Below are 25,460 nucleotides of genomic sequence, written 5' to 3'. Positions count from 1 at the left end.
AATGGAGTATCGCACAATGTTCAGACTCTCACTTCGCTTTGATGTTTTGTTAGCGGGATTGATTTCCCTGCTATTTTTTAGCATGACGCTCGGATTAACTTTTTTCATTAGTCAACATGCAACAAACCGACTCCAATCGGAAGTCGGGATGAATCTGTCAACGACTGCTCACCAACTGTCTGATAAGCTTGATCATTACATGTGGTCACGTTATGCCGAAGTAAAATTGCTGGGTTCTTTATCAACGATTCAACAAACAGAACAAAAAGCAGAAACACGGCAGACACTCGAAGAGTTACAACGACAGATTCCTGACTTTTCTTGGATTGGTCGCTTAGATGCGAAAGGCAAAGTCGTTGCGTCAACGAATCAGATTCTTGAAGGAACATCGATCAAGGAACGCCCCGTCTTCCAACAAGCCTTATCACAACCATTCATCGGGGATGTCCATGAAGCTGTTCTACTCGCAAAATTATTGCCAAACCCAAGCGGTGAACCGTTACAATTCGTCGATATTAGTACACCTTTGTACGATAAGGGGCGATTTTCTGGTGTCCTTGCGACACATCTCAGCTTCGAATGGGCAAAAGCGATCGAACAAAGTTTTCAGAGCGCCACGTCCTCTCTCCAACAAGTCGATGTCTTCATCATTAGTCAAGATCGAAAGACGATTTTGCTTGGACCGAACGGATGGAGCGGTAAAACATTACCTGATAGCGTAACGCTGACTTCGAATGCTTCTGCGACCGCTTCTTGGCAAGGGAAAGAATTCGTCTCTGGTCAAAGTACAAGCCGAGGTTACAAGGATTACGATGGATTAGGTTGGACGGTTCTCGTGCGTCAACCGACTTCGATTGCCTTCGCTGATGCCGACGCTTTACGTCAAACGATTTTTATCGCCGGATTGATTGCCTCTTTCATCACAGCGGTACTCGGATGGATGTTAGCGAAGTTATTGACACGACCATTATTAAAAATCACATATGCCGCCCAACAGATGCAGGATGATCCCTCAAAATCACTCCCGAATCATCGTGGAATCCGAGAAATCGAGACACTGACGGATGCCTTACAACGACTGATTCATCGCTTGCTACATACCGAACAAGAGAAATTAACGTTTGAACGCTTGTCACAACGCGATAGCCTGACGGGTCTCGCGAACCGCAACGGTCTCGCTCAATACATCGAACAATTGCCTGCAGAAACGCATTCTATCTATCTTTGCCTTGATTTAGACGGCTTTAAAGCAGTCAATGATACGTATGGTCACGCGCTAGGTGATCTCCTGCTGATCGAGGTCAGTCAACGTCTCGAACAGTTGCTTCCACCTGGTGGATTCGTAGCTCGTCTAGGCGGCGATGAGTTCATCATCGTCTTGACGACTCAATCCTTAACAGAAGCACGATACTTAGGTGAACAATGGATCGCTCATGTCTCGATGCCGTATCACTTAGAAGAACAAACCGTCCACATCGGTATGAGTATCGGAGTCGCCGAACAGGTGACAGGAGAATCACTCGAACAAGTCATGCATCGCGCTGATTTAGCGCTCTATCGTTCGAAGCAAAATGGCAGAGGATGTATGTCCGTTCATTGACCATTCAGGACGGAGGATTGACAAGCGCAGCTCTCCTCCGTAAGGTGAACGAGAGAAGCGTATAATTTTTCAACGAGGAGCTGTCAACATGAATCAATGGACACGTGAAGCACGATACCGTCCCCTCTCGGATGTCGATCCGAGCGTCTACCAAGCGATGAAGGAAGAAGTTCGAACATCTCCTTGGCGATTTTCTTACCATATTCAACCTCCGACCGGACTTTTGAATGATCCGAACGGCTTCGTCTATCATGACGGTCTCTATCATTTGTTTTATCAATGGTTTCCACTCGGACCCGTACACGGGCTGAAGTACTGGTATCACATGACATCAAAAGATCTTGTACATTGGTTCGATGAAGGAGCTGCCTTGATCCCAAATGACGATCCTGATTCACACGGTGCTTATTCCGGTAGTGGCTTCATTAAAGATGATCAAGTGCACATCATGTACACCGGTAATAAACGGGATGCGGATTGGAATCGCCATACGAGCCAAATCGTCGGTCATCTCCGCTCGGATGGACGAATCGAAAAACATTTACCACCTGCTATTCCAAACGTTCCTGAAGGATATACGGAACATTTCCGTGATCCGAAAGTCTTCCAAGATGCATCGGGCATTTGGTACTGCATCATTGGTGCACAGCGTAGTGACTTGACGGGTTGTACTGTCATCTATCAGTCTCAAGATGCAGAGCACTGGACATTCCTCGGTGAGTTACAGACGAATTACTCGACATTCGGTTATATGTGGGAATGTCCTGATTATTTCGAGCTGGATGGAAAAGGGATCCTCCTCTTTAGCCCTCAAGGGATTGAACCAGATGGTCCGAACTATCAAAATATTTTCCAGTCCGGTTATTTCATCGGCGAACCGTTAGCTTTACCCGACTTAACATTCACACACGAATCGTTCCAAGAACTCGATTTCGGATTTGACTTCTACGCGCCACAAACAACTGAGGCGGCAGATGGTCGACGGATTCTTGTTGGTTGGATGGGGTTACCGGATATCAGTTATCCTTCTGACATCTATAACTGGGCACATGCTTTGACATTGCCTCGTGAATTAACGATCGAACAGGGACAACTTCGTCAACGACCTGTCAATGAACTGACACAGCTACGAAAAGAGACGCTGTTTGACGAAACGATTCTTTTCGAACAAGACGTGACAATTGCGGAAGCCGAGATTTTCGAGCTCGTGATGACAGACTTGAAACTGTCGTCGGACTCGTTCCGCTTCTCGATTCGTCAAGACGCCACAGAAGAAACCGTATTCCATTACGATGCTGTATCACGTCAATTTACGATCGATCGAAGCCGATCAGGTGCAGAAGTACCTGCTGAATCATTCGGCACTTCGCGATCGACGATTCTTGCGAAGGACTTGCATACATTACGTCTGTTCGTGGATCGTTCTTCGTTTGAACTTTTTCTAAATGACGGAGAAGCCGTTGCATCTGGACGGATTTTCCCGAAAACATCCAGTCGAGGTATTGTCTTCTCTGGTGAAGCAGGTGCGCATTTATCACTCTACGATTTATCTTAAATAAAAAAGCATTTTCCTGAATAGAATCAGGAAAATGCTTTTTTGCTTCAATGCTTCAATCGTGATTCTTTTTCTAGATCAAATGCAAGGATGTGCTGCTCCCCAATTGGACCCATGACGGACTGTAACGTATCAACGTATCCCGTTTTGAAATACAGTGATTTTGCAGCAATATTCTTTTTATTGACCGCTAGTGTGATCGCTGTGACTTCTGGAAAATGATGATGCACGAACTCTGGCAACTGCATCATTGCCTCTTTCGCATATCCTTGGTGTTGATGGCGTACATCAATGGAAAAGGCACGTAACAGGACACTGTGTTCATGTGTTCGATGTGTTTTAGGGGGATTAAGATGAAGAATAAAAAATCCGACGACTAAATCGTCTTTTTTGATGACAACCGGGAATTTATCTGGATGGGCAACCGCATCTGCGACGACATCCGTCGGAAAAGAAGTAAACTGGACTTGTTCTTCCGGAAGAATGAACGCATCACATTGTTCATAATGTTCATTCGTATACATGTGTAATTTCACTACAGACATTCTCATTCCGCCTTCCCTCTTTGTACAGGACAAGAGAGTACTCTCTTACATTTATTCCCATTTTAATGTTTTTGTGTCCATTTGCCTAGTCATTCAGGGTACTCGTCTTACATAACATCCAATAGGCTCTTGTCTCTTTATTCCACGGTTCTTCTTTCCTTAATCCAATCCTGACACTAAAAATGATACACTAGGGAAAGTTCGATTATTGAACGCGAAATAAATACGCTCGAGGTGAACTGTATCATGCATGAAGATTTTTTCGAACAGATGGAGCGATTGACCGGCATTCAACTGAATCCTGTCCAACAACAGGCAATCGAACATGACCATGGTCCGTTGCTGTTACTCGCCTCACCCGGCTCTGGAAAAACAACGACGCTTAATTTTAAGATTGCCTATTTGATTTTACAAAAAAAGATTGAACCACATCGTATTTTAGGGCTGACCTTCAGTAAGGCAGCAGCTCGCGAGATGGCGGATCGTTTTTATCATCTATTTCACGAATTAATTGGAACGACAGCGGCATTCTCGACGATTCATAGCTTTGCTTTTCAAGTCGTTCGGGATCATACATCCCAGCAACGTCTCTCCTATACGATCATTGAGGGACCAATGGATCAACAACATCCGAATGTGCCACATAAACGCATGTTACTCCGGCGTATTTTCCAGGAAATTAATCGGAGTGTCATTACAGACGACCAGATGGATGAGTTATTGCGGATGATTTCCTTCGTCAAGAACCGTCTTCTTTCTTTAAAGGAGATCAAGGCAGTACCGACGACGATCAAACATTTCCCTGATATCTATGTGGCATATGAACAATTCAAGTCACGTGATCCCTTACATCCGTTACTCGACTTTGATGATATGTTGACGTATGCGAATACGATTTTGGAGCAAGACCGTCGTCTGTTGCAACATTATCAGCGACGCTTCGACTATATCCTAACGGATGAAAGTCAGGATACGTCGCTCGTCCAGCATCAATTGGTCGAGAAGTTAGCCTTACCGCATAACCGTCTTTGTGTCGTTGCAGATGATGATCAGACGCTATACAGTTGGCGTGGCGCGGATGCCTCTAAAATTTTGCACTTCAAAGATACGTATCCGAATGCGACGATTCTTTACATGGAACAAAATTATCGTTCGTCTCAAGACATCGTATCCGTCGCAAACCAATTCATTCAGCGCAATAAAGCACGTTATCCGAAACAGATGTTCACGGAGAACGCTGCTGTTCGTCCGATTATCTTAGAGACGTTACCAACTTACGAGGATCAGACCCGCTATCTGTTGAATCAACTACGGACAGAGACGAATTACCGCGAAGTAGCCATCTTATATCGCAACAATGCCTCATCGATCAATGTGATGAATGCTTTGGATCAAGCAAATATTCCGTTTTATATTAAGGATGTCGATCATAAATTCTTCAGTCATTGGATTTTGAAGGATATCTTAAACTTCATGACATTCGCACAAGATCCGACAGATATCGATGTGCTAGCAACTATTCATACGAAATTCGCCGGGTATATCTCAAAAGCGCAACTTTCTCAATTGCAACAGTTCGGTACGGGTGAATCTGTATTTGATCTACTCATAAACAAAATCGAGATGAAGTTTTATCAAAAGAAACAACTTCAACAAATGAAGCGCACATTCGCTTCCATCCAAACCGTTCGCCCCTCTGCCGCCCTCTCTCTGATTCGTCATGAACTGGGTTACGAAAAGAATTTGCGAAAAATGAGTGAGAGTCTCGGTTTTAGTCTCGATCACCTGCTTGAAACATTGAATACGATCGATAACATCGCAAGTGATGTACCGACACTACTCGCCTTTCGTGAACGGATCACGCATCTCGAACAATTGATGCGTGATGCGAAACAAAATAAAAATCAAAATGCGGTCACCCTTTCGACCTTTCACAGTGCGAAGGGACTTGAATTTGATCGCGTCTTCATGATTGATCTCGTTTCTGGGATTCTTCCATCAGCTGATACGATCAAGGCGTACAAGAATGGACAACTCGATGATATGGAAGAAGCTGCACGTTTGTTTTACGTCGGCATGACACGGGCGCGACACGAACTACATCTCCTGTCCTATCGTTTTAAATCGAAATCATTTGATGTCTCACCATTCGTCGAAGACGTCCATCGCCTCGTCACGCCTGATGCTGCAAAACGAAAAGTAGAGCGCAAGCGAACTGCTGTTACAGCGCGAGCTAGCGTTCCTCCACTTCCGATCACTGAGAACATGCGTGTCTCGCATACAGCATTTGGTCCCGGAACTGTCTTGCACCTGGTTGACGATGTGCTGGAAATTTCATTTGATCAAGGAATGAAAAAACAGCTTTCGTTACAAGTCTGCTCTGAAAATGCGTTACTCGAAATTTTATGATTCAGAATGGACCTGACTCAAAAAAAGAATGACGTGTCTTTTCACGCCCTTTCCTCAGGCAAGACACAAGCCAGTTTTCCTGCTTCATTCAAGAAGGAAAGCGGGTCTTGTTTGTCTCTGACAGCGCATAATGCGCTTTTTCCTGTAGGAGTGGCGTGTGACGCGCCATTCTTTTTGTTACGAGATAAAGGTGGCAGATTTTTATTCTGCCACCTTTATCTTTGTAGAGGCTGACTTTTGAGTCAGCCTTTGTTGTATCCGTCAGTTTTTCGTCGATGACTCATTTTGATGAATCAAGGCATCTCTGATTTCTGTCAATAATTTTTCTTCTGTCGTTGGTACCGCTTCTTCTTCGACGACCTCTTCCTTCTTTCGGAATGAAGTGATGCCTTTGACGAAGATAAACAGCGCAAAGGCGATCAACAAGAATTCGATGCTCGCTTGAAGAAATTGACCGTACTGCAACTCTGCATTTCCGACCATGACTGACAATCCTTTGACATCAATGCCCCCGATGATGATACCGATCAGTGGCATGAAGACGCTGTCGACGAGGGATTTGATGATCCCACTAAACGCAGCACCAAGAATAACTCCGACCGCTAAGTCGATCACATTCCCCCGAAATGCGAATTCCTTGAATGCCTTAAACATGAAACGTCCCCCTTACCAAGCGCGGGACGCCAACTGCTGAATCGCATATCCGACGCCGTGCTCGTCATTTGATTTCGTCACGTGATGGGCAATCGCTTTTGCCTCATCATGACCATTCCCCATCGCGATCGCCTTGCCGGCAACTTTGAACATTGGAAGATCATTCAGGTTATCACCGATGACAGCAACCTGTTCGATTGGCACACCGAGGTGGTCAGCGAGGATTTTAACTGCCGTTCCTTTATCGGCACCGACTGCCATGACTTCGATGTTATCGTGTCCTGACGACGTGACATAGACACCGTCGACCTTCTGCTCGATTTCCTGCCAGATTTTTTTCATTAATTCTTGATCAAACGAGAATGAGATGAATTTAAATACTTGTCCCGCTTGGTTACGGATATACGACCGGAATCCATCAATCATCTTGACGTCTTCGTGGACATAATAACGATCGTGGAAGAAATCAAGCACTTGTTTAGCCCGATCACTTTCTTCACTCAACTCTTTTAGAGAATCATAGGCTGCGTCGATCGTCGCTCCTTGTGCTGTCACGAGTCCTCGATCACAGAACATCTCGAAGAAAACTTCATATTGACTGATGATACCGTAAATTTGCTGTGCTTGTTCCGTCGTCAACGTCGTCGCACTTAACTCTTCTCCATCTACGGTCATCACACGTGCCCCGTTTGAAGCAATGATCGGACAGTGGATTCCTGCTGCATCTGTTAATTCTTTTGCATTTAAGTAGTTACGTCCTGTCGCGATTGCAAATTCGACACCTTGTTCGCGTGCCGCTTCAATTGCCTGAATCGTCTCCGGTTCAATTCGTTGCTTGCCCGAAAGAACGGTTCCGTCCATGTCTGATACGAGTAGCTTGATTGGATTTGCCATCGTCTTCACTCTCCTCTTTTTCTATTTCCATACCACTATACCATTTTTCACATTTTGACTGGTCGTAAACACGGTTTACAAGATCGGTGACAACAAACGCGAAATACTTTCCTTGAATTTGATCGTTCTTGAACGCGCGGCATACGACTCGACCGTCATGAGCTTTGATACCTCACAATCAGCGAGGAAGAGACGTTCTAGTTCAATCGCTATTGCCTGATCATAGACGATCGTGTTCATTTCAAAGTTCAACCGAAAACTTCGCGCATCGATATTCGTCGTCCCGACTGAAGCAATCTCGCCATCAACGACGATCGTCTTCGCATGTAAAAATCCAGGTTCATACGTGTAGACTTTAGCTCCGTACGATAACAACTCTCCTACAGCAGCAGTCGTTGCCCAGTAAACGAATGGGTGGTCCGGTTTGTTCGGAATCATGATACGGACTTCCACTCCGGACAGAAGGGCTGCCTTACATGCATCTAAATAACTCGTGTCCGGAATGAAATAAGGCGATTGGATATAAATCGTCCGTTTTGCTTCGTTGATCATCTTGATCAAGGCAAGCTTCAAATACTCTGAACGAGAATCCGGACCCGACGTGACGATTTGCATCGGTAATATATCCTGAATCCTGTGCGTTCCATAGTAAAACAAAGATTTTTCCGTATAGACGTCACTTGCTTGGTTCCAGTCGAGAATGAAGCGGTCGAGTTGATCGTGAACGACGTCACCTTCCAAGCGAAAATGTGTATCCCGCCAGTAGCCGAACTTTTCATCGATCCCGAGATATTCCGTACCAACGTTGAACCCACCAATGTAGCCGATTCGACCGTCGATGATACAGGATTTACGGTGATTCCGGTTGTTCAATCGAAAATTAACGAAACCAATCGTCGACGGGAAAAAGGCGAACACTTCTCCTCCGTGTGCGAGTAAATCCTTAAAATCCGTCCGTTTGAGACTTCGTGATCCGACAGCATCATACAATAGACGTACTTTGATCCCACGACGGGCACAATCGGTCAATGTATCGATCAACGCTAACCCGAGACGATCTTTCTGAATGATGTAATATTGGATATTCACTTCATGCTCTGCCTGGCGGATATCTTGAATCATCCGATTGAACTTCTGCTCGCCATCCGAAAGAATCTGCAGTTGATTCGAGAGACTGAGCAGGGAACCGTTCGACATCAGGTTCATCCGAATCATATCCCGGTGCTTTTGAATCATCGGGTGCCGTCCCATCGTTACAAGTTCTTTTTTCTGTAAGGCGATCCGTCTATCCTGTTCCAGTTGTTCTTCATCCGTGACACGATAAAAATTCGTTTTTTTCAACAGTCTTCCGAAAAACAGATAGACGAGAAACCCAACGAGCGGAACGAAATACAAGATGAATACCCATGCCCATGTCGCACCAATATCGCGCCGCTCAAGAAAAATAACCGTCAGGACAGCCAAGATATTCATGATAAGCAATCCGTAGACGATGATGATCGTGAACGTACTCCATACTTCCACCATACGATTCCCTCCCGCTTCAACGGTATTCTTCAATTTTGATTCCTCTGTCTCTTATTCCCGTTTCCTTCCGTGTCATTCTTCTGAAGACAAAAAAACCTTTTTGAAGCACGGCTAGCTTCAAAAAGGTTTAGGTGTGTCATGATTCTTTACATGGTTCCGGTTGTTGTAACGCCATTTGTTCAAGCGTCGCTTTGACACCTGCTACACAGTCTGGCAATCCAACACCATCATAGGCGAGTCCGGCTAAATGAATGTGCGGATAATGAGAAGCGACGATTTCTCGCACTTCTTGAATCCGCTGTGCATGTCCTACCGTATAGGCCGGTAAGCCGTCTAAGAGACGACTGATGACGACACGTTCCGGTTGCAATGGACGACCACAGATGTTTTCAAGATCTTCTAAGACGACGCGTTCAATCATTTCGTCAGATTCACGAACGAGTGCATCTTTTCCGGGGCGTCCGATGAAGGCACGGAGCACGGTATGATTCGGTGCTGCATGATTCCACTTTTGATCAATCGCCGTGCATGCTGTAATTGAATACGGCGCCCGACGGTTGACGATGAATCCCGTTCCATCAATCGGTAACGCTGTTTCCTTATCGAAAATCAACGTGACCGTCGCCGTCGAGTGTGTTGAAAGGTTCGCAAGCCCTGGAAGCGTCGCATCTGGTAACAGGGACACGACTTGGCGATGCGGAATCGTCAACAAAATATCATCAGCATATTCTGGACCATGATCCGTTTCGAGACGATACCGCCCGCCTTCTTCCCGTTCGATGGAGCGAAGTGGTGTCTCTAGACGAATCTCTGTCCGTTCGAGCACCTCTTCTAAACGCTCGACGAGAGACTCGAGTCCAGTAGCAAGTGATAGGAATTGACCTGTCGCTTTGAGCGTCGGACCTTGTTGTTGATCAAGCGGACGCATGAGGCGCATCCCTTCGAACAAGCTTCCAGCCTTTTGCTCATTCGCAACGAATTGCGGGTAGGTCGCGAACGTACTCATCCGGTCGATATCACCCGCATAGATGCCTGAAAGAAGCGGTTCGATCAGCTTCTCGACGAGCGCATCTCCAAGACGCGGACGCAGGTATTCCCCTAATGGGATGTCTGTTTCCGGAATCGTCAAATCAGGAGCAGGGTGAAGCAAGCGTTCTGTCACCTCTGCCTTTTCTTCTTCCGTCAGTAGAGACGTCTCTGCGAATAACTCTAAATCGGTCGGGATGCCCATGACGGCACCTTTTGGAATCGGGTGGAGACCGCGCGCATCCAAGATATACGCTTGCGACGTGTTATTGCGAACGAGTTGCTCCCCTAATCCGATCTCTTCGATGAGATCCGTCAACACGTGTTTCCGTGCGACGTATGAATCCGGTCCCCGCTCGATCGTCAATCCTTCGTCCCGATATGTCGCCACCTTACCACCGAGACGACCCTCTGCCTCGAGTAACGTGATGTTCATCTCTGGAAACTGCTTCTCTGCATAATAGGCGGCTGCAAGTCCTGATATACCACCGCCCACGATGACGAGACGTTTACTGGACATAACTACCCACCTGTTTCGCGACGGCTTCCGTGACAGCTTTCATGAAAGCTGGATCTGCGTTTGGCATGACAGGTCGCGCATAGTGAATTCCGAGTTCGTCGCAGACGACTTTACACTCGTAATCATTATCGAACAATACTTCTAGGTGATCGGCAACGAAACCAACGGGTACGTAGACGAATGCTTCATATCCTTTTTCTTCGTAGACGTCACGTGTCAAATCCTGAACATCTGGTCCAAGCCATGGTTCTGGCGTTTGTCCAGCCGATTGCCAGCCTGTGATCATATGCGGTACACCAGCACGTTGCGCGATCAATTCGGCTGTTTCCTTCAATTGCTCTGGGTATGGATCACCGTTTGCAATGATTTTCTCAGGTAGACTGTGTGCTGAAACGACGAGAACGGCTTTCTCTTCAGGTACTGGTAAAGCGTCGAACGTCTTGCGGATTTCTTTCCCCCACCAATCGAGAAACGCTTCTTCTTTGTACCACGATTCGACGGATGCGAGACGAATACCATGTTGGTCCGCGACTTCCTTCGCACGACCGTTATATGAACGGATACTGAACGTTGAATAGTGTGGTGCTAAAACGACCGTGACCGCTTCCGTAATGCCGTCTTTTGCCATTTGCTCGACAGCATCCTCAACGAATGGCTCGATGTGTTTCAGACCAAGATAGAGTTTGAACTCGATTTCACCAGCATATTTCTCAGACAGTTGACGGTGTAGCTCTTCAGCCTGATCAATCGTGACTTGTGCGAGTGGTGAGACACCACCGATGGCTTCGTAACGTTCCGTCAACTCTGCCAATGCTTCTGGAGACGGTTTGCGCCCGCGACGGATGTGCGTATAATAACGCTCGATATCTTCTGGTTTATATGGCGTACCGTACGCCATAACAAGTAGTCCTAACGTCTTCATTTTCCTACCTCCATTTTTTCTTTCGAATAATCATGGATAAATGCAGTCAAACGTTTCAATACTTCTGGATCGACTTCCGGGAAGATGCCGTGACCGAGGTTAAAGATAAATCCTGGTTGCTTCATTCCCATGTCGAGAATTTCCTTCGTTTTTGCTTCAAGGATATCCCACGGTGCTAGCAGATAAGACGGGTCGAGGTTTCCTTGGACAGGTTTCGTCAATCCACGCTCACGTGCTTCGTCAATCGACAAACGCCAATCAAGTCCGACGACGTCTAACGGTAAACTGTGCCATTCTTCTGCCAAGTGACTCGCTCCTACACCGAACATGATCATCGGCACGCCTGTATCTTTTAATTCCGTGAAAATGCGTTCCATCGTTGGCTTGATGTAACGGACATAATCTTTCCGGCTTGTCGTTCCGACCCATGAATCAAAGATTTGGAACGCTTGGATTCCTGCATCCACTTGTGACTTGATGTAATCGATGACCATGTCACCTAGTTTCTCCATTAAGGCATGCCATACCTCAGGTTGTCCATACATCAATGCTTTCGTTTTATGGTATCCCTTCGAAGGACCACCTTCAATCATATAGCTCGCAAGCGTGAATGGTGCCCCGGAAAAACCAATCAACGGTACTTCGAGTCGTTCTCGTAACAAACGAATCGTTTCATAGATATATGGAATATCTTCGCGGTTGAATGGTTGTAATGCTTCGACATCTGCCATCGTGCGAATCGGGTTCGCGATGACTGGACCGATACCACTCTTGATTTCGACGTCAACGCCCATCGATGGAAGTGGCGTCATGATGTCTTTATACAGAATCGCTGCATCGACCCCTAATTGTTTTACAGGTAGTTCTGTCACATATGCGCCTAGTTCCGAGTCATGTGTGATCTCGAAAAGCGTCCGCGTCTTCTTGATTTCACGATATTCCGCTTGATAACGACCTGCTTGTCGCATGTACCAGACGGGAACGTGATCAATCTGCTCGCCACGGATCGCCCGCAAAAACGTATCATTGAATTTCTTCATCATAACTACCCCTTTATACTCGTTCTAACGCCCCAAAAAAACGTACGATAAGTTTGTGAACACAGAAACATTATATCTGAAATTAAGAAGTCTGTGCCAATAAATCGTTTACAAAATGACAGTTCTGTTACCAGTTCATGAAATGTTCACTGTTTCTTGTAAAGACCGAACGCAGCGTTTAACTGACCGCGGATCAAGTCTGAACGTTGCTGTTCCGTTACCTTACGTTCTTTTTCTCGAATTTCGTGCGTACGCCAGCCATCCTCGATTTTTTCCGCGACTTCGACGAGTCGCTCGACATCCGTAAACGAATATTTTCGTGTTTTTCCATTTGTCCGTTCTGGAAAGATCAACTTCCGTTCCTCATAGTAACGAATCTGACGTTCTGACAAGCCGGTCAATTCACAGACGATTCCGATCGACATCACCTTTTTTTCACGGTAGTTCATCTTCGTCACTCCTTTCCACAAAAATACCATGTCAGATTTTCTGACACAACACGTTTCTTTGAAAGTATTTCCGTCTAAAGTAAACACATACTTTAAATGGATAAAGGAGGAACGACAATGAAACTGGAACAACTCGCTATCTCAGTCGATACGTTTTATGTCTTATTCGCAGCACTGCTCGTCTTTACGATGCAAATCGGATTCTTACTTCTAGAAACAGGGATGTTACGGGCGAAGAACGCGGGGCACGTCGCCGTCAAACAAATCATCAGCTTCTCGGTTGCCGCTCTCGCCTTTTGGGCCATCGGATTCGGATTGACGTTCGGTGATGGCAATTCTATCATCGGAACGGAAGGATTCTTTTTACAAGGAGGATTCAGCAGTCTTGATTGGTCGAACATCACGATTGATGTGAAGTTCCTCTTCCAACTCTCATTCGTCGCTGTCTCCCTCGCGATCGCTTGGGGCGGATTCGCAGAACGTGCTAAATTATCCGTCTACCTGTTGTTCGGAACGTTTTTCGTTGCTATCATCTATCCGATCATTGCACGTTCCGTTTGGGCAGGTGGATTCCTTGGTTCGCTCGGGATGCAAGACTTCGCTGGATCAACGGTCGTTCACTTACAAGGTGGGATTGCTGCACTCGTTGCTGCTTTACTGCTCAAGAAACGAATCGGTGCTGAAAAAACACCGTTACTCGGACACAACGTCATCTATTCTGTCGTTGGTGCCTTCATCCTCTGGTTATGTTGGTTCGGCTTCAATGCTGGTTCGACACTAACGATTGCCGATGGATTCTTTAGTTACGTTGCCTTGACGACGTTACTTGCGACTGCAGCAGGTGCCCTCGGTGCTCTTGCCATCTCATTCTGGCACCGTCGTGTCGCAGATATCCCTTCGATCATCAACGGTGTCTTAGCTGCACTCGTTGCCATCACAGCAGCCTGTGCCTTCGTCGAACCGTGGGCAGCTGTCGTCATCGGTTTCCTCGCTGGTGTGATCACATATGGAACGAGCATTCTTCTCGCAAGCCGTGTCGATGATCCATTATGTGCCTTCTCCGTTCATGGCGTCGCTGGTATCTGGGGTACACTCGCAACTGGATTCTTCGCTTCACCACGACTCGTTGAAATCACAGGGATCGGACAAGCTGGTCTCTTCTATGGTGGCGGTTTTACGCAACTCGGTGTTCAAGCACTTGGTGTCGTCTTTGCCGTCGTCATCGTCAGTGTCTTGAGTTATGCATTCTTAAAAGTTCTCGACCTTACGATTGGTCTTCGGATCACACGCGAAGATGAACTCCGCGGACTGGACGTTGCGGAACATGGTCAATCTTCTTACGATCTCCCTGCTCCTGTCAGCAAAGAATTGCGTATGGTCGAAGAAGAAGATCTCTCAAACGAACGCGTCAATTAATAAAAAGAACAAGAGCCTACACGATGGATTCATCGCGTAGGCTCTTTCTTGTTTATTATTTTCGAGCGTAGTATTCACCAATCACAAGCGCCAAGGCTGCCCCACCAACGACATAGATGGATCCGCTTAAAAAGAATCCAAGTAGCGTCAAGACGATGCATTGACTGATTGCTGCGAAGCGGATGATTTTTCGTTTCGCCTGTACAGCATTTCCAAACGGTAATAGACGAGTCAATAGATGTTGGTCCACTGCCTTCGTGAACGGTGCTAGTTGAAAGCTTGTCAATCCTGCAAACGCAGGGATTGCAAGCGCAACGAACAACTCGTTGCCACTCGCTAACCACATGAACACAGCCCCGATCAGCGTCAAACGAACAATCAATCCGATCCCGTCTCCACTCCGGATGAACTGTTTGACATACAAGTAATCGAATGTCGTTTGCGCTCGATATGGAATCCGCTCGACCATGTTACTCAAGAGACGACGGCGTTTATATGTTGCCGATAAATGCGGCACATCGACGAACCAGTTCGCTAATCGATAAAAACGATCACGCGATTCCTGTTCGAGCGCAATCCATTCGCGTAGAGGAAGATGGTCCTGACGCTTTAAATGGAGTACGACCATTAAGAGAAGTGCGACGACGATTGTCATCCACGCCATATCGATGATGACGAGTAGCGCCGCTCCGCACGCATACAGTAACACCGTCCGATGTGCGATGCCTTCAAGCTTTGATAAATTCGCAGCAGCTCCGAACAAAGCAAGCGCTACCCCAAGTAAAACAAGTTCAAGTGGTGTCGTCTGTTCCGTTCGAACATAGAGAACAACGACAGCTAAAAACGGAATCACGGCACGGATGATACCAAAGACCGCATTGTACGCTCGTACTTGTTGCATGAAACTTGATAACTTCGCTAACACCGGTAATAGAAACACTTGGTCCGCCTCAACGAGAAACGTCCGACTCGTCCGATAGAGCGGTAAAATCAGAAACAAGGCTGCCATGACGAATCGACCTGGAAACGATGGATCGAGTTGGTCGAGGAAACGTCCGTAGACGACTAAACCGTACAAAATAACGAAGTAAACGGTAAATAACAGTCCGCCATTCGCCATGTACCTTGTATATTTCACCGTTTCCGTCATCGCCGCCTGGTAGCGTTCCTTCCATAAGGACTGGCTGTTCATCGTTCCGCCTCCTCGATCGCGGCAACGTACAGATCATCCAGCGTTCCATCTTGCAGTCCATATCGTGCGCGTAAAGCAGCTGTCGTTCCCTCTGCTGCAATGTGCCCCTCATGTAAGAGCACGAATCGGTTACAGTGACGCTCGGCTGTCTCAAGAATATGCGTCGACATTAAGATCCCCTTACCGTCCTGCTTCAGTTCACTAAAAATCTGAAGTAACTCTCGGATTGCCAGTGGATCAAGTCCAACGAACGGTTCATCGACGATCAACAGTTCACTGCCTGTGACGAGTGCACATAAAATCATCGCTTTTTGCTTCATCCCTTTTGAGAAGACACTTGGAAACCATTCGAGTTGCTTCGTCATTCGAAGTCGTTCAGCATAATGTTGCGCGCGTTCTGTCGCGATTGCTTCTTCGACGTCATATCCTTGCGCCATCAGACGAAGGTGCTCCCGTAACGTCAGTTGTTCATATAACATCGGCTGCTCCGGAATATACGCCACTTGGCGACGATACTCGGTTTCGTTCGTCGTTAAATCCAATCCATTGATTCGAACCGATCCCGTCTTGACCGGTAAAAGACCAAGGATATGCTTGATCGTCGTTGATTTTCCGGCACCGTTCAACCCAATTAGACCGACGAGTTCACCTCGGTCGACTTCGATATTGATGTCATGCAGAACGGTTTTTGATCCGTATCCTCCTGACAAATCTTTAATGTCTAATAACATATCTGCCACTCCCTTTAGGCTCATCGTAAAGTAGACTCGCTTCGTTTTTCTAGCGTAACGCCTAGTTTTTTAAAATATAATGTTTTAATACTTGTTTTTTCGGCAATTACTCTAAGTGTAATCGTTACATCAATATATGAAAACGATTTACATGTAAATTGAAAGTGAAATCAATGAATCGTCTATTCATTCTCTATCAAGTGGTCTAATCGTCTAGTCATTTAAAGAATGAACTAAAGAATGAACGATTTCAGATTTTTTCATTTTCGCACGTGTTTATAACTGCCTGAAAACAGGTAAAACTAATATGTAGAGGAGATGTTTAGAAATGGGTTTCTTATGGGCACTCATCATTGGTGGTCTCATCGGTTGGATCGCAAGTTTAATTATCGGGAAAGACGTACCGGGTGGCATCATCGGTAACATTATCGCTGGTTTCATCGGTTCGATGATCGGTCAAGCCATCTTTGGTTCAATGGGACCAAAAATTGCTGGTTTCGCAGTCATTCCGGCTATTCTCGGAGCAGTCATCTTGATCTTCATCGTCTCACTTATTCTCCGGGCAGTACGTAAGTAATCATAGATCTTAAATTGAAAAGGAGTGTTTTAAATGGGATTCTTATGGGCGTTAATCGTCGGTGGTATTATTGGTTGGCTAGCAAGCTTGATTTTAGGTAAGGATGTTCCAGGCGGTATCATTGGTAACATCATCGCTGGTTTTGTTGGTGCATTGATCGGTCAAGCATTATTCGGAAACTGGGGTCCAATGGTTGCCGGATTCGCAATCGTTCCTGCTTTACTCGGAGCTATCATTCTTATCCTTATCGTATCGTTCATTCTCCGTGCGGTGAATAAACGATAACCAAAAATCCTCGGACGTTCTAGTCCGAGGATTTTTTTAGTCTTTTAATTGTAACCACATACCGTCCTCTCGCTCGACGACTCGTTTTTCTGCTCGTAAGTTCAACCATTCGAACACACCTTCGAGAAAACTAGACGGATATTCCCAAACGGTACCGACTTGCTCGCGCTTCTTTCGTTCTGGTTTTCCAGCGATGGCTTCTAACTCATCTGGAGTCTTATTTAATCGGATTAGCAATTCTTCCACCTGCCCCGATTGATAGGTCACTTCATATCCATCGTATCGTGCTCGATTGGCAACGGTCGAATCAGGCGTGCCGAACGTATTCTCGAACGAGTCACGCGAACGTCCGAGATAGCCAGTCATCGTATCGATACTTTTTCCAGTCCGGGCTTTCACTTCCGTCTCAAGTAACGTTTTGATATCGACTGCATATTCGTTCGAAACGGTCGTATTGAATCGATCAGCCAATTTAAAGTCGACTGTCGCGTTCGGTTCATCTCCGAGTTGTACAGTCTTTGATTCCTGGACGGTCTGTCCGGATTGTTCCGCACTTGCTTGAACATCGTACTCTCCAGGAGATCGCTTGAGTTCAAGGGATTTCTGATCAATCGTCCCGACTTCTTCTCCATCTAATGAAATCTTCGTTCCCGGTAAATCACTTGAAACGGTTAACCGCTGAGGATTCACATCGAGAGAGTACCGGTCATACCAAAGCCATCCATCTTCTTCTTGAAGCGAAAACAGATGTGTCTTCACTTGCTTCCCTGCGCCTTGATCCTGTTTGACTTGTGCGATGACCCGGTCCGTCCGTTCTGAGTCAGCCGTCAACCAATTAACGAGTCGCGTCGCTTCACTCATCGGTAGTGACTTACCATTCATCGTGACGAGTTGTTGGAATCCACGCTGATCCTTTTCCTTTAACAAGGTAGCAAGACGCTCGTCTGTTTTCTCCATTCTCGCCGCTTCTTGCATGTTACGTCCAAACCAAAAGGCAACGAATAAGAAAAGACCGACGATGATGACGCTACCGACGAGCAGGCGCCGTTTTCGTTTTTTTTGTGCCGTCGAGGCTACTCGTGATGCCATGCAATTCGCTCCTTCCTTCAGTAGCTGTATGTTTCTAAGTGTATCGGGTTCAATTTGACTGTCAATCGTGCGGAAGTCGGAAACTTTCCGTATACTAATATTATCTTACCCAAGGGAGTGAACGTTCCATGCAAAAAGAGTCATGTATCTTCTGTAAAATTGCTCGCAAAGAAGTCCCTGGTCATATCGTATTCGAGAACGAACAAGTTCTCGCTTTCCTTGACCTGTCACAAGTGACGAAAGGACATACGCTCGTCATCCCAAAACAACATGCCGATAATTTGTATGATCTCTCTCCTGAACAAGCACAAGACGTATTTGCGACGATCCCGCAAATCAGTCGTGCGCTTCAACAAGAGACAGAGGCAGCTGGCATGAATCTCTTATCGAATACAGGAAAAGTAGCGGGTCAATCGGTCTCTCACTTCCACCTGCACCTCATTCCGCGTCACGATAAACAAGACGGTTTCGGTGCAAAATGGGAAGTTCATAATGACGATTACACGGCAGAGGAATTAGCTGAACTCGCTAACTCGATCGCTTCTCGCATCTAAGTCTGTTCTTTTTCTTCTATTCTTAGAAAAATATTGCCGAAATAGGTTTCTTTCATTCGATTTTCGGTAAAATAATATGAAACAAATATTTTAATATTAAAAAGGAGGTTCAATATGTCGAAGCGTCCCGCCCGTAACTGGGTCGCTTTTGGTGCTACGCTAACACTTGTGACTTTTTACGGTCTGAAGGCGCTTCGCCAAGGTACGAAAAGCGACTCTTCGAACGGTCATCAACGTCGAAATTCTTATTCTACAATCGTAACGAATGTGCAGGATTTGACCCAGGAGGGCAAGAACTTAGTAGAGACAGCAAAAGCGTCTGGTATGCACTTCAAAGAAGAAGTCATGCAGAGCGTCTCGGAATACCAAACGGAAGTCCAAGCATCGCTCACGAAGATCCAGTCTCTCGCTGATGAAGCGAAACAGGAAGCAGACCAGCTTTCTCCACAAAAGTAAGATCCGTTGCTTCGATTTGTTTTTGTATAGTTTGCATTTTGCGCGTTTGAGCCATTGTCACCTTTCGAAAGGATGAGTCAGATATGGAACACGAAAAGTTATATCCTGGACAAGAGGCTTTGTTGTATAGCCACAAGATTGTCCAGTTAAGCAAAGCACTATGGAAAACGGTAGAAAAAGATTGGCAAAATTGGATCAAGCCCTTTGATCTGAACATCAATGAACATCATATCTTGTGGATTTCGCACGCGCTAGGCGGTGCCTCGATTTCAGAGATCGCGAAATATGGTGTCATGCACGTCTCGACGGCATTCAACTTCTCGAAGAAGTTAGAAGACCGCGGATTGTTGACGTTCTCGAAAAAGGAAACAGATAAACGAAATACCTACGTCCAGTTGACACCAGAGGGCGAATCACTCTTGCTTGAGACGATTCAAGCGTTCCGCCCTGAAGAAAACGGTGTCTTCCGTGCATCACTTCCTCTTCAGGAATTGTACGGGAAGTTCCCGGAATTAACGGACATTTCTGCGATCGTACGTCGCTTGTATGGCGACAGCTTCATGGACATATTCGCTGAGACATCAAAGATGATCACAGAAGAAGCAGATCGTCGCCCTCAAGATCCAGTCATGGACTCAATCAAAAAAGCATAACCTTACCAAAAGCGTTTTAGCCTCTAGCTAGAATGCTTTTTTTAGGTCTTTTTTCCTCATGACAAGGACATTACTACTATGTCTCAAGAGCGTTATTTCCCTCACAATTTCCCATAAAAATTATCCTCAACCGACTACTTGGATGTGATAGCATGGAAAAGAGCAAGTATCTCTTGGCATGACAAGATACAGCTGTCAACCAGACGAGAATATGATATGATAAAACGGTTGAAATAAATGGTAAATTAGGGGTGTATGTATGAAAAAGAAATTGTTAGGCGCAGCAGCAGTCGCAAGTGTATTTACGTTAGCAGCATGTGGATCAAATGACGAAGCCGTCATCAATTACAAAGGTGGCGAAGTCAACAAGGCTGACGTCCAAGAAGAAGCATACGAAAAAGCTGGTGCTCAAATCGCTTTCCAGCAAACAATGAACAAATTGCTTGAGAAGAAATACGGCAAAGAAGTCACGGATAAAGAAGTCGAAGCAGAAGTCAAGAAGACAAAAGACCAGTTCCCGGATAAAGAGCAGTTCAATACAACATTGAAATCTGCTGGAATCAAGAACGAAAAAGAATTCGAGACAGTTCTTCGCACACAAATGCTCTTAACGGAAGCAAAATCTGCGAAATCAAAAGTAACAGATAAAGAAATCCAAGAGCGTTTTGACCAAGAAAAAGTCGAAGTCAAAGCAAGCCATATCCTCGTTGCGAAAGAGTCAGAAGCAAAAGACATCAAAAAACAATTGGATGACGGCGCGGACTTCGCGAAACTGGCAAAAGAGAAATCAACAGATACAGGTAGCGGTGCAAAAGGTGGAGACCTTGGATACTTCACAAAAGGTAAAATGGTCAAGGAATTCGAAGATTATGCGTTCAAGGATGGCGTTGAAGGTAAAATCTCCGATCCAATTAAAACACAATTCGGTTACCACATCATCAAAGTAGTCGATCGTAAAGAAAAGAAAGACTTTACGCTTGATAAAGAAAAAGCACGCATCAAAAAAGCACTTGCTGAAGAAAAAGCAGCACAAGTCAACCCGAACGATATCTACCGTTCACTCATGAAAGAATACGATGTTAAAATCGAAAACAAAGACTTCAAGGATGCTTTTGATTTAGATAAACAAGAACAACAACAAATGCAACAACAAATGATGCAACAACAACAGCAGTAATCAAAAAAGGAAGCCGCGAAGGCTTCCTTTTTTCGTGTCGTTTTTCATTCATATGAGCGATAGTTAACGAACCGTCCGGATTGGTGCCCGTTCGTATTGTTTCGGCAAGGCGACCGTATCTCCTAGTTCGGCTGCCGCATGATAGACCCAATAAGGTTGGCGAAGTAGTTCACGTGCGAGCAGGACGATATCTGCTCGACCGTTACGGACGATTTCTTCTGCATGGGCAGCTGTCGTAATCAATCCAACCGCGCCTGTTGCAATACCCGTCTCTCGTTTCAACTCTTCTGCATAGCTCACTTGATAGCCTGGATACACTTCCGGTACGGCATTAGCGACGACAGCCCCTGAACTGCAATCGAGTAGATCGATGTGACGTGCAGCTAGTTCTTTCGCGAGTGGAATATAATCCGTCGCCGTCATTCCCCCTGTTGCGTGATCGGCTGCTGAAATCCGGACCCAGATCGAGAGCTTGGAAACGGCTTGAATGCCATCAATGATCTCTAGCAACAAGCGCATCCGATTTTCAACCGATCCACCGTATTGGTCCTCACGAACGTTTGATAACGGAGAGAGGAACGTGTTCAGTAAGTAACCATGAGCCCCATGAATTTCAATGAAATCATACCCTGCTCGTTCCGCACGCAGTGCTGCATCGATGAACTGTTGTTTGATCGTCGCGATTTCCTCAAGCGTTAATGCTCGTGGATGTGTATACGTATCATCAAACGGTAAAGCACTCGGTGCAACGGGTGGTTCTGCCGTCGTACTTTTGCGCCCGGCATGGGCCAGTTGAATGCCTGCTTTTGCACCCGCTGCTTTGACTTGCTCTGCGATCCGTTGTAAGCCTTCGATATGAACATCTGACCAAATTCCAAGATCACCGGCTGAAATGCGACCGTCTGGCGTAACAGCACTCGCTTCTAAGATGACGCCACCGACACCACCCATCGCACGGGTTGCATAGTGCGTGACATGCCAATCCGTAACGAGTCCATCTTCTTTTGCACTGTACATACACATCGGCGCCATGATGACCCGATTTCGGAATGTCAACGTTCCGAGTTGAACCGTATCAAACAACTTCGTCTTCATCTTTTCTCCCCCTTATAGCTTCGGACGGTAAAAAGCACGATTATCTAGTGCGAATGATCGTTCCGAGAACTGTCCTGGCTCGACATATTCAAGGAGACGATCCATCATCGTCATCCGTGCATCAAGGTTATCGATCAAGAACAAAACTTCTGCCTCGCGCATCTGTGGTGCGACAGCAGAACCCCATTCCGGTCGTCCGTGATGACTTAAGACGAGATGTTGCAAGACCGTCAGTACTTCTGCGTCAATTTGTAATTCTGCTCCGACTTTTTCAAGTTCCGCTACCATCATCGTAATATGACCGACGAGTTTACCAGGCAACGTATATTCCGGTGCAACCGGATCGGATAACTCCTTGATTTTCGCATAATCGTGCAGAATGATGCCACTGATTAGCACGTCACGGTTTAAGGTCGGATAGAGTTGAGCGATTTGATCCGCTAGACGCAACATCGAAAGGACGTGGTATGACAGCCCCGAGTAAAAAGCATGATGGTTCTTGACCGCTGCCGGATGCGTGAAGTAAGCGTCGAATCGCGAAGTAATCAAATGTTTAACGAGCTTTTTCATATCACTGTTCTGAATCGATTCTACGAACGCGAGGACTTCCGTCTCGATTTGCTCTCGCGGAATCGGTGCGGATTGGACATAGTCCTCGACATTCGTCTCCTCTAGAACCGTGATTTGTTTGAGCTTGAGTTGTGTCCGCCCTCGATAGTCCATGACTTCTCCAGCAGCATGGACGATTGATTTCGGCGCATATTTTCCAAGATCACTCGTATCCCACATCTTCGTCTCGATTTCGCCTGTCTTATCCGTCAAGATGAGCGTCAAGTATGGTTTCCCATTCGCTGCAATTCCTTTGACCGCTTGCTTGATCATCGCTCGTTGATCGAGCGTTTCTCCAACTGCTAATTTACCAATTCCTTTCATACTTGAAACACGTCCTTTATCTGTAAAATAGGTGTCTTTTTTATATTCCATTGACTACACTTAAGGCATATACTATTTCATTCTACTATATGGGAGTCATGAACATGGAACTGGAACCTCAATTTAATTGGTCTCGCTATCTCGATTTAGCTGACTATGAACAAACCTTTCCGACGGCTGCCGTCGATCAATCCGAAATGGACTGGGTGACGCAGCTGCGATCGAAAGACATGAACTTCACCCGCTCGGAAAAAGGGGTTCTCTATGGCGCTGTCGTCACCTGGCAAAATCCTGTCGACAAAAGTGACCGCCGCTCGATTTGCTTTTATGTAACGAAAGAAAAACTGATCACGATTGGATTGTCGGATTCAATCGTGTCCCTGGTCGCTCCCTATTCTCCCGCGCATCCATTCGCAGCCTTTTATACGATTCTTGCTTTACAGCTGAACACGTATTTTGCCGGTATCGATCAGTTTGAGACGGAACTATTCTCAAGACAAGATGAACTACGTGGCAGCATCAATGAAGATTCGCTCGATAGCATCTTCGCTTTACGCGACACGATCGAGAACTGGTCCGATTTAATCGTTCCGTTTCAAGAGCTCGTCATGGCTGGTGAAGAATCATTTCTCGACGAGGACGCGTATCTCGAGGATCTCTCGTTGAAACTAGCTACGAAACGTGTCCGCCGTCTGTTGATGCTCATTGAACATTATCAAAAAGACATTGAGGTCCTGCTCGACTTATCGACGACCGTCTCGAACTTCCGTGGAAACGAAATCATGAAGGCATTAACAATCTTTACTGCCGTCGCGACACCAACGATGGCTCTCGGTGCGATTTGGGGGATGAACTTTAAAATCATGCCGGAATTAGAATGGAAATACGGTTACGCCCTATCCCTTGGTCTAATTTTTCTCTCGACTGGTGGCATCTTCTACTGGATGCGCTGGCGTGGATGGTTAGGCGCTCTTGTTCGGATGCCAAAGAACAGTCGACCAAAAAAATAGATATCAGAACATAAGTTCGTTATACTAATTGTATCATATCTACTGAAAGGAGACGCTTGTACGATGGAACGAAAAATCATTCATATTGATATGGACGCCTTTTATGCTTCCGTCGAGCAACGCGATCGTCCTCGATTAAAAGGTGTTCCCGTCGTCGTCGGTGGACCGCCTCATGCACGTGGTGTCGTAGCGACCTGTTCCTATGAAGCACGGAAATACGGTATCCATAGCGCGATGCCGTCAAGACGTGCCTTCCAGCTCTGCCCCCGTGCGGTCTTCATTCGTCCCCGCTTTGACGTCTACCGAGCTGTCAGTGCGCAAATCATGGCGCTTTTTCGAGAAGTGACACCGCTCGTCGAGCCTCTCTCGCTTGATGAAGCGTATCTTGACGTCACGGAAAATTATTTTGATCAAAAAAGTGCGACCTATATCGCGCAATATGTTCTTCAGCAAATTAAAGAACGGACAGGTCTGACGGCCTCTGCTGGTGTTTCGAACTCTAAGCTCGTCGCGAAGGTCGCATCCGGATACGAGAAACCGAACGGGATGACGGTAGTTCCTCCAGAGGACGTCCTCAGTTTCTTGTCTCCATTAAAAATTGGAGATTTACACGGCGTCGGAAAAGTCACGGAACAAGCGTTACGAAAACAAGGAATTGAAACCGTCGCAGATGTCCAAGCAATGCCGGTCGAACAATTACGAGCATTGCTCGGACGCGATCGCGGAACGGAACTGCATGCGATGGCACACGGGATCGACGAGCGTCCGGTTCGTCCGGAACGCGAGCGAAAATCGATTGGTTCTGAGACGACCTTCGAAGAAGATACGGAGGATATCGATACGATATTTGAGACGTTGATTCGAGAATCAAAATCCGTCATTGCGAGTCTTCAAAAAAAAGAACTCGTTTGCCGGACGATCACGATCAAGTGGAAGACCGATACATTCCAGTCACGTTCGAAACGGCATACATTTTCAGAAGAAACGGCGGACGAAGAACGCTTACTTGAGGAAACAACGAAATTGTTCAATGGTATCACCTTCGACGGACCGATCCGCTTGATTGGTATGACGGTCAGTCACCTGACTACTCCTCCCGCTGCGCGACAGTTGACGTGGCAAGACTTAGACCTGCGCTTGTAAAATGAATA

The 25,460-nt window shown here is 46.2% G+C and carries 25 protein-coding genes; 12 read left to right on the top strand and 13 right to left on the bottom strand.

The features are described from left to right. Positions 1–16 precede the first annotated feature (16 nt). Positions 17–1,600 carry a diguanylate cyclase domain-containing protein gene (locus U719_RS03675; RefSeq protein ID WP_023467365.1) on the top strand — a complete coding sequence of 528 codons (1,584 nt, stop codon included), beginning with the start codon at positions 17–19 and terminating at the stop codon, positions 1,598–1,600. Positions 1,601–1,688: 88 nt separating this feature from the next. Beyond that, positions 1,689–3,155 (top strand): sucrose-6-phosphate hydrolase, encoded by a 1,467-nt coding sequence (locus tag U719_RS03670; protein ID WP_023467364.1) that lies wholly within the window; start codon positions 1,689–1,691, stop codon positions 3,153–3,155. A 47-nt stretch (positions 3,156–3,202) separates the two neighbouring features. On the opposite strand, the gene U719_RS03665 is transcribed toward U719_RS03670, so the two are convergent. Then, a complete protein-coding gene (locus U719_RS03665; protein WP_023467362.1) occupies positions 3,203–3,700 on the bottom strand; it encodes a GNAT family N-acetyltransferase in 498 nt (165 codons plus the stop codon). Between the two features lie 246 nt (positions 3,701–3,946). On the opposite strand from U719_RS03665, the gene U719_RS03660 reads away from it, so the two are divergent. Next, positions 3,947–6,109: an ATP-dependent helicase gene (locus U719_RS03660; RefSeq protein ID WP_023467360.1), complete on the top strand. Its 2,163-nt coding sequence runs from the start codon at positions 3,947–3,949 to the stop codon at positions 6,107–6,109. 261 nt (positions 6,110–6,370) lie between these two features. Here U719_RS03660 and mscL read toward each other — a convergent pair whose 3' ends face one another. The 7 genes from mscL to U719_RS03625 form a co-directional block, all read right to left on the bottom strand. Beyond that, entirely contained in the window at positions 6,371–6,763 is a 393-nt protein-coding gene (gene mscL / locus U719_RS03655; RefSeq protein WP_023467359.1) for a large-conductance mechanosensitive channel protein MscL, read from the bottom strand. 12 nt (positions 6,764–6,775) lie between these two features. Further along, entirely contained in the window at positions 6,776–7,657 is an 882-nt protein-coding gene (locus tag U719_RS03650; protein ID WP_023467358.1) for a Cof-type HAD-IIB family hydrolase, read from the bottom strand. A gap of 75 nt (positions 7,658–7,732) precedes the next feature. Beyond that, on the bottom strand, positions 7,733–9,184 hold the full coding sequence (gene cls, locus U719_RS03645; protein WP_023467357.1) for a cardiolipin synthase: 1,452 nt from the start codon (positions 9,182–9,184) through the stop codon (positions 7,733–7,735). A gap of 136 nt (positions 9,185–9,320) precedes the next feature. Beyond that, positions 9,321–10,730, bottom strand: coding sequence for a protoporphyrinogen oxidase (hemG, locus tag U719_RS03640; protein ID WP_023467356.1), 1,410 nt, complete (start codon positions 10,728–10,730; stop codon positions 9,321–9,323). Next, a complete protein-coding gene (gene hemH / locus U719_RS03635) occupies positions 10,720–11,652 on the bottom strand; it encodes a ferrochelatase (RefSeq protein WP_023467355.1) in 933 nt (310 codons plus the stop codon). Before hemH ends, hemG begins: the two co-directional genes overlap by 11 nt. Beyond that, complete coding sequence (hemE, locus tag U719_RS03630; RefSeq protein WP_023467354.1) at positions 11,649–12,695, bottom strand: uroporphyrinogen decarboxylase; 1,047 nt, start codon at positions 12,693–12,695, stop codon at positions 11,649–11,651. The genes hemH and hemE overlap by 4 nt, the downstream gene beginning before the upstream one ends. Before the next feature lie 143 nt (positions 12,696–12,838). Next, a complete protein-coding gene (locus U719_RS03625) occupies positions 12,839–13,141 on the bottom strand; it encodes a MerR family transcriptional regulator (RefSeq protein ID WP_023467353.1) in 303 nt (100 codons plus the stop codon). Between the two features lie 117 nt (positions 13,142–13,258). Between U719_RS03625 and U719_RS03620 the strand changes: the two genes are divergently transcribed. Then, positions 13,259–14,557, top strand: coding sequence for an ammonium transporter (locus U719_RS03620; protein ID WP_023467352.1), 1,299 nt, complete (start codon positions 13,259–13,261; stop codon positions 14,555–14,557). A gap of 55 nt (positions 14,558–14,612) precedes the next feature. Here U719_RS03620 and U719_RS03615 read toward each other — a convergent pair whose 3' ends face one another. Both U719_RS03615 and U719_RS03610 read right to left on the bottom strand, forming a co-directional pair. Continuing rightward, the gene (locus U719_RS03615; RefSeq protein WP_023467351.1) at positions 14,613–15,749 is read right to left on the bottom strand and encodes an ABC transporter permease; all 1,137 of its coding nucleotides are present in this window, start codon (positions 15,747–15,749) and stop codon (positions 14,613–14,615) included. Then, positions 15,746–16,480, bottom strand: a complete 735-nt coding sequence (locus tag U719_RS03610; protein ID WP_023467350.1) for an ABC transporter ATP-binding protein — start codon at positions 16,478–16,480, stop codon at positions 15,746–15,748. Before U719_RS03610 ends, U719_RS03615 begins: the two co-directional genes overlap by 4 nt. A 328-nt stretch (positions 16,481–16,808) precedes the next feature. Between U719_RS03610 and U719_RS03605 the strand changes: the two genes are divergently transcribed. Both U719_RS03605 and U719_RS03600 read left to right on the top strand, forming a co-directional pair. After that, the gene (locus tag U719_RS03605; protein WP_023467349.1) at positions 16,809–17,057 is read left to right on the top strand and encodes a GlsB/YeaQ/YmgE family stress response membrane protein; all 249 of its coding nucleotides are present in this window, start codon (positions 16,809–16,811) and stop codon (positions 17,055–17,057) included. 33 nt (positions 17,058–17,090) lie between these two features. Continuing rightward, complete coding sequence (locus tag U719_RS03600) at positions 17,091–17,342, top strand: GlsB/YeaQ/YmgE family stress response membrane protein (RefSeq protein ID WP_023467348.1); 252 nt, start codon at positions 17,091–17,093, stop codon at positions 17,340–17,342. 36 nt (positions 17,343–17,378) lie between these two features. Here the strand turns inward: U719_RS03600 and U719_RS03595 are convergent, their stop codons facing one another. Next, positions 17,379–18,431, bottom strand: a complete 1,053-nt coding sequence (locus U719_RS03595; protein WP_023467347.1) for a hypothetical protein — start codon at positions 18,429–18,431, stop codon at positions 17,379–17,381. A 128-nt stretch (positions 18,432–18,559) separates the two neighbouring features. Between U719_RS03595 and U719_RS03590 the strand changes: the two genes are divergently transcribed. The 4 genes from U719_RS03590 (at position 18,560) to U719_RS03575 (ending at position 21,271) form a co-directional block, all read left to right on the top strand. Then, entirely contained in the window at positions 18,560–18,985 is a 426-nt protein-coding gene (locus tag U719_RS03590) for an HIT family protein (RefSeq protein WP_023467346.1), read from the top strand. A gap of 114 nt (positions 18,986–19,099) precedes the next feature. After that, positions 19,100–19,441, top strand: a complete 342-nt coding sequence (locus tag U719_RS03585; protein WP_023467345.1) for a hypothetical protein — start codon at positions 19,100–19,102, stop codon at positions 19,439–19,441. A gap of 83 nt (positions 19,442–19,524) precedes the next feature. Further along, positions 19,525–20,094, top strand: coding sequence for an HTH-type transcriptional regulator Hpr (locus U719_RS03580; RefSeq protein ID WP_023467344.1), 570 nt, complete (start codon positions 19,525–19,527; stop codon positions 20,092–20,094). A gap of 259 nt (positions 20,095–20,353) precedes the next feature. Further along, the gene (locus tag U719_RS03575) at positions 20,354–21,271 is read left to right on the top strand and encodes a peptidylprolyl isomerase (RefSeq protein ID WP_023467343.1); all 918 of its coding nucleotides are present in this window, start codon (positions 20,354–20,356) and stop codon (positions 21,269–21,271) included. Positions 21,272–21,334: 63 nt separating this feature from the next. Here U719_RS03575 and namA read toward each other — a convergent pair whose 3' ends face one another. Next, positions 21,335–22,366, bottom strand: coding sequence for an NADPH dehydrogenase NamA (gene namA, locus U719_RS03570; protein WP_023467342.1), 1,032 nt, complete (start codon positions 22,364–22,366; stop codon positions 21,335–21,337). Positions 22,367–22,378: 12 nt separating this feature from the next. Next, positions 22,379–23,299: an HD domain-containing protein gene (locus U719_RS03565; RefSeq protein ID WP_023467341.1), complete on the bottom strand. Its 921-nt coding sequence runs from the start codon at positions 23,297–23,299 to the stop codon at positions 22,379–22,381. 104 nt (positions 23,300–23,403) lie between these two features. Between U719_RS03565 and U719_RS03560 the strand changes: the two genes are divergently transcribed. Further along, a complete protein-coding gene (locus tag U719_RS03560; protein ID WP_023467340.1) occupies positions 23,404–24,309 on the top strand; it encodes a magnesium transporter CorA family protein in 906 nt (301 codons plus the stop codon). A gap of 63 nt (positions 24,310–24,372) precedes the next feature. Then, entirely contained in the window at positions 24,373–25,452 is a 1,080-nt protein-coding gene (gene dinB, locus U719_RS03555; protein WP_023467339.1) for a DNA polymerase IV, read from the top strand. Positions 25,453–25,460: the final 8 nt, after the last annotated feature.

The sequence above is a fragment of the Exiguobacterium sp. MH3 genome, assembly GCF_000496635.1.
Lineage (GTDB): Bacteria > Bacillota > Bacilli > Exiguobacteriales > Exiguobacteriaceae > Exiguobacterium_A > Exiguobacterium_A indicum.
Note: the sequence above shows the minus strand (reverse complement) of the source record. Positions and strands in the feature narration are given on the sequence as shown.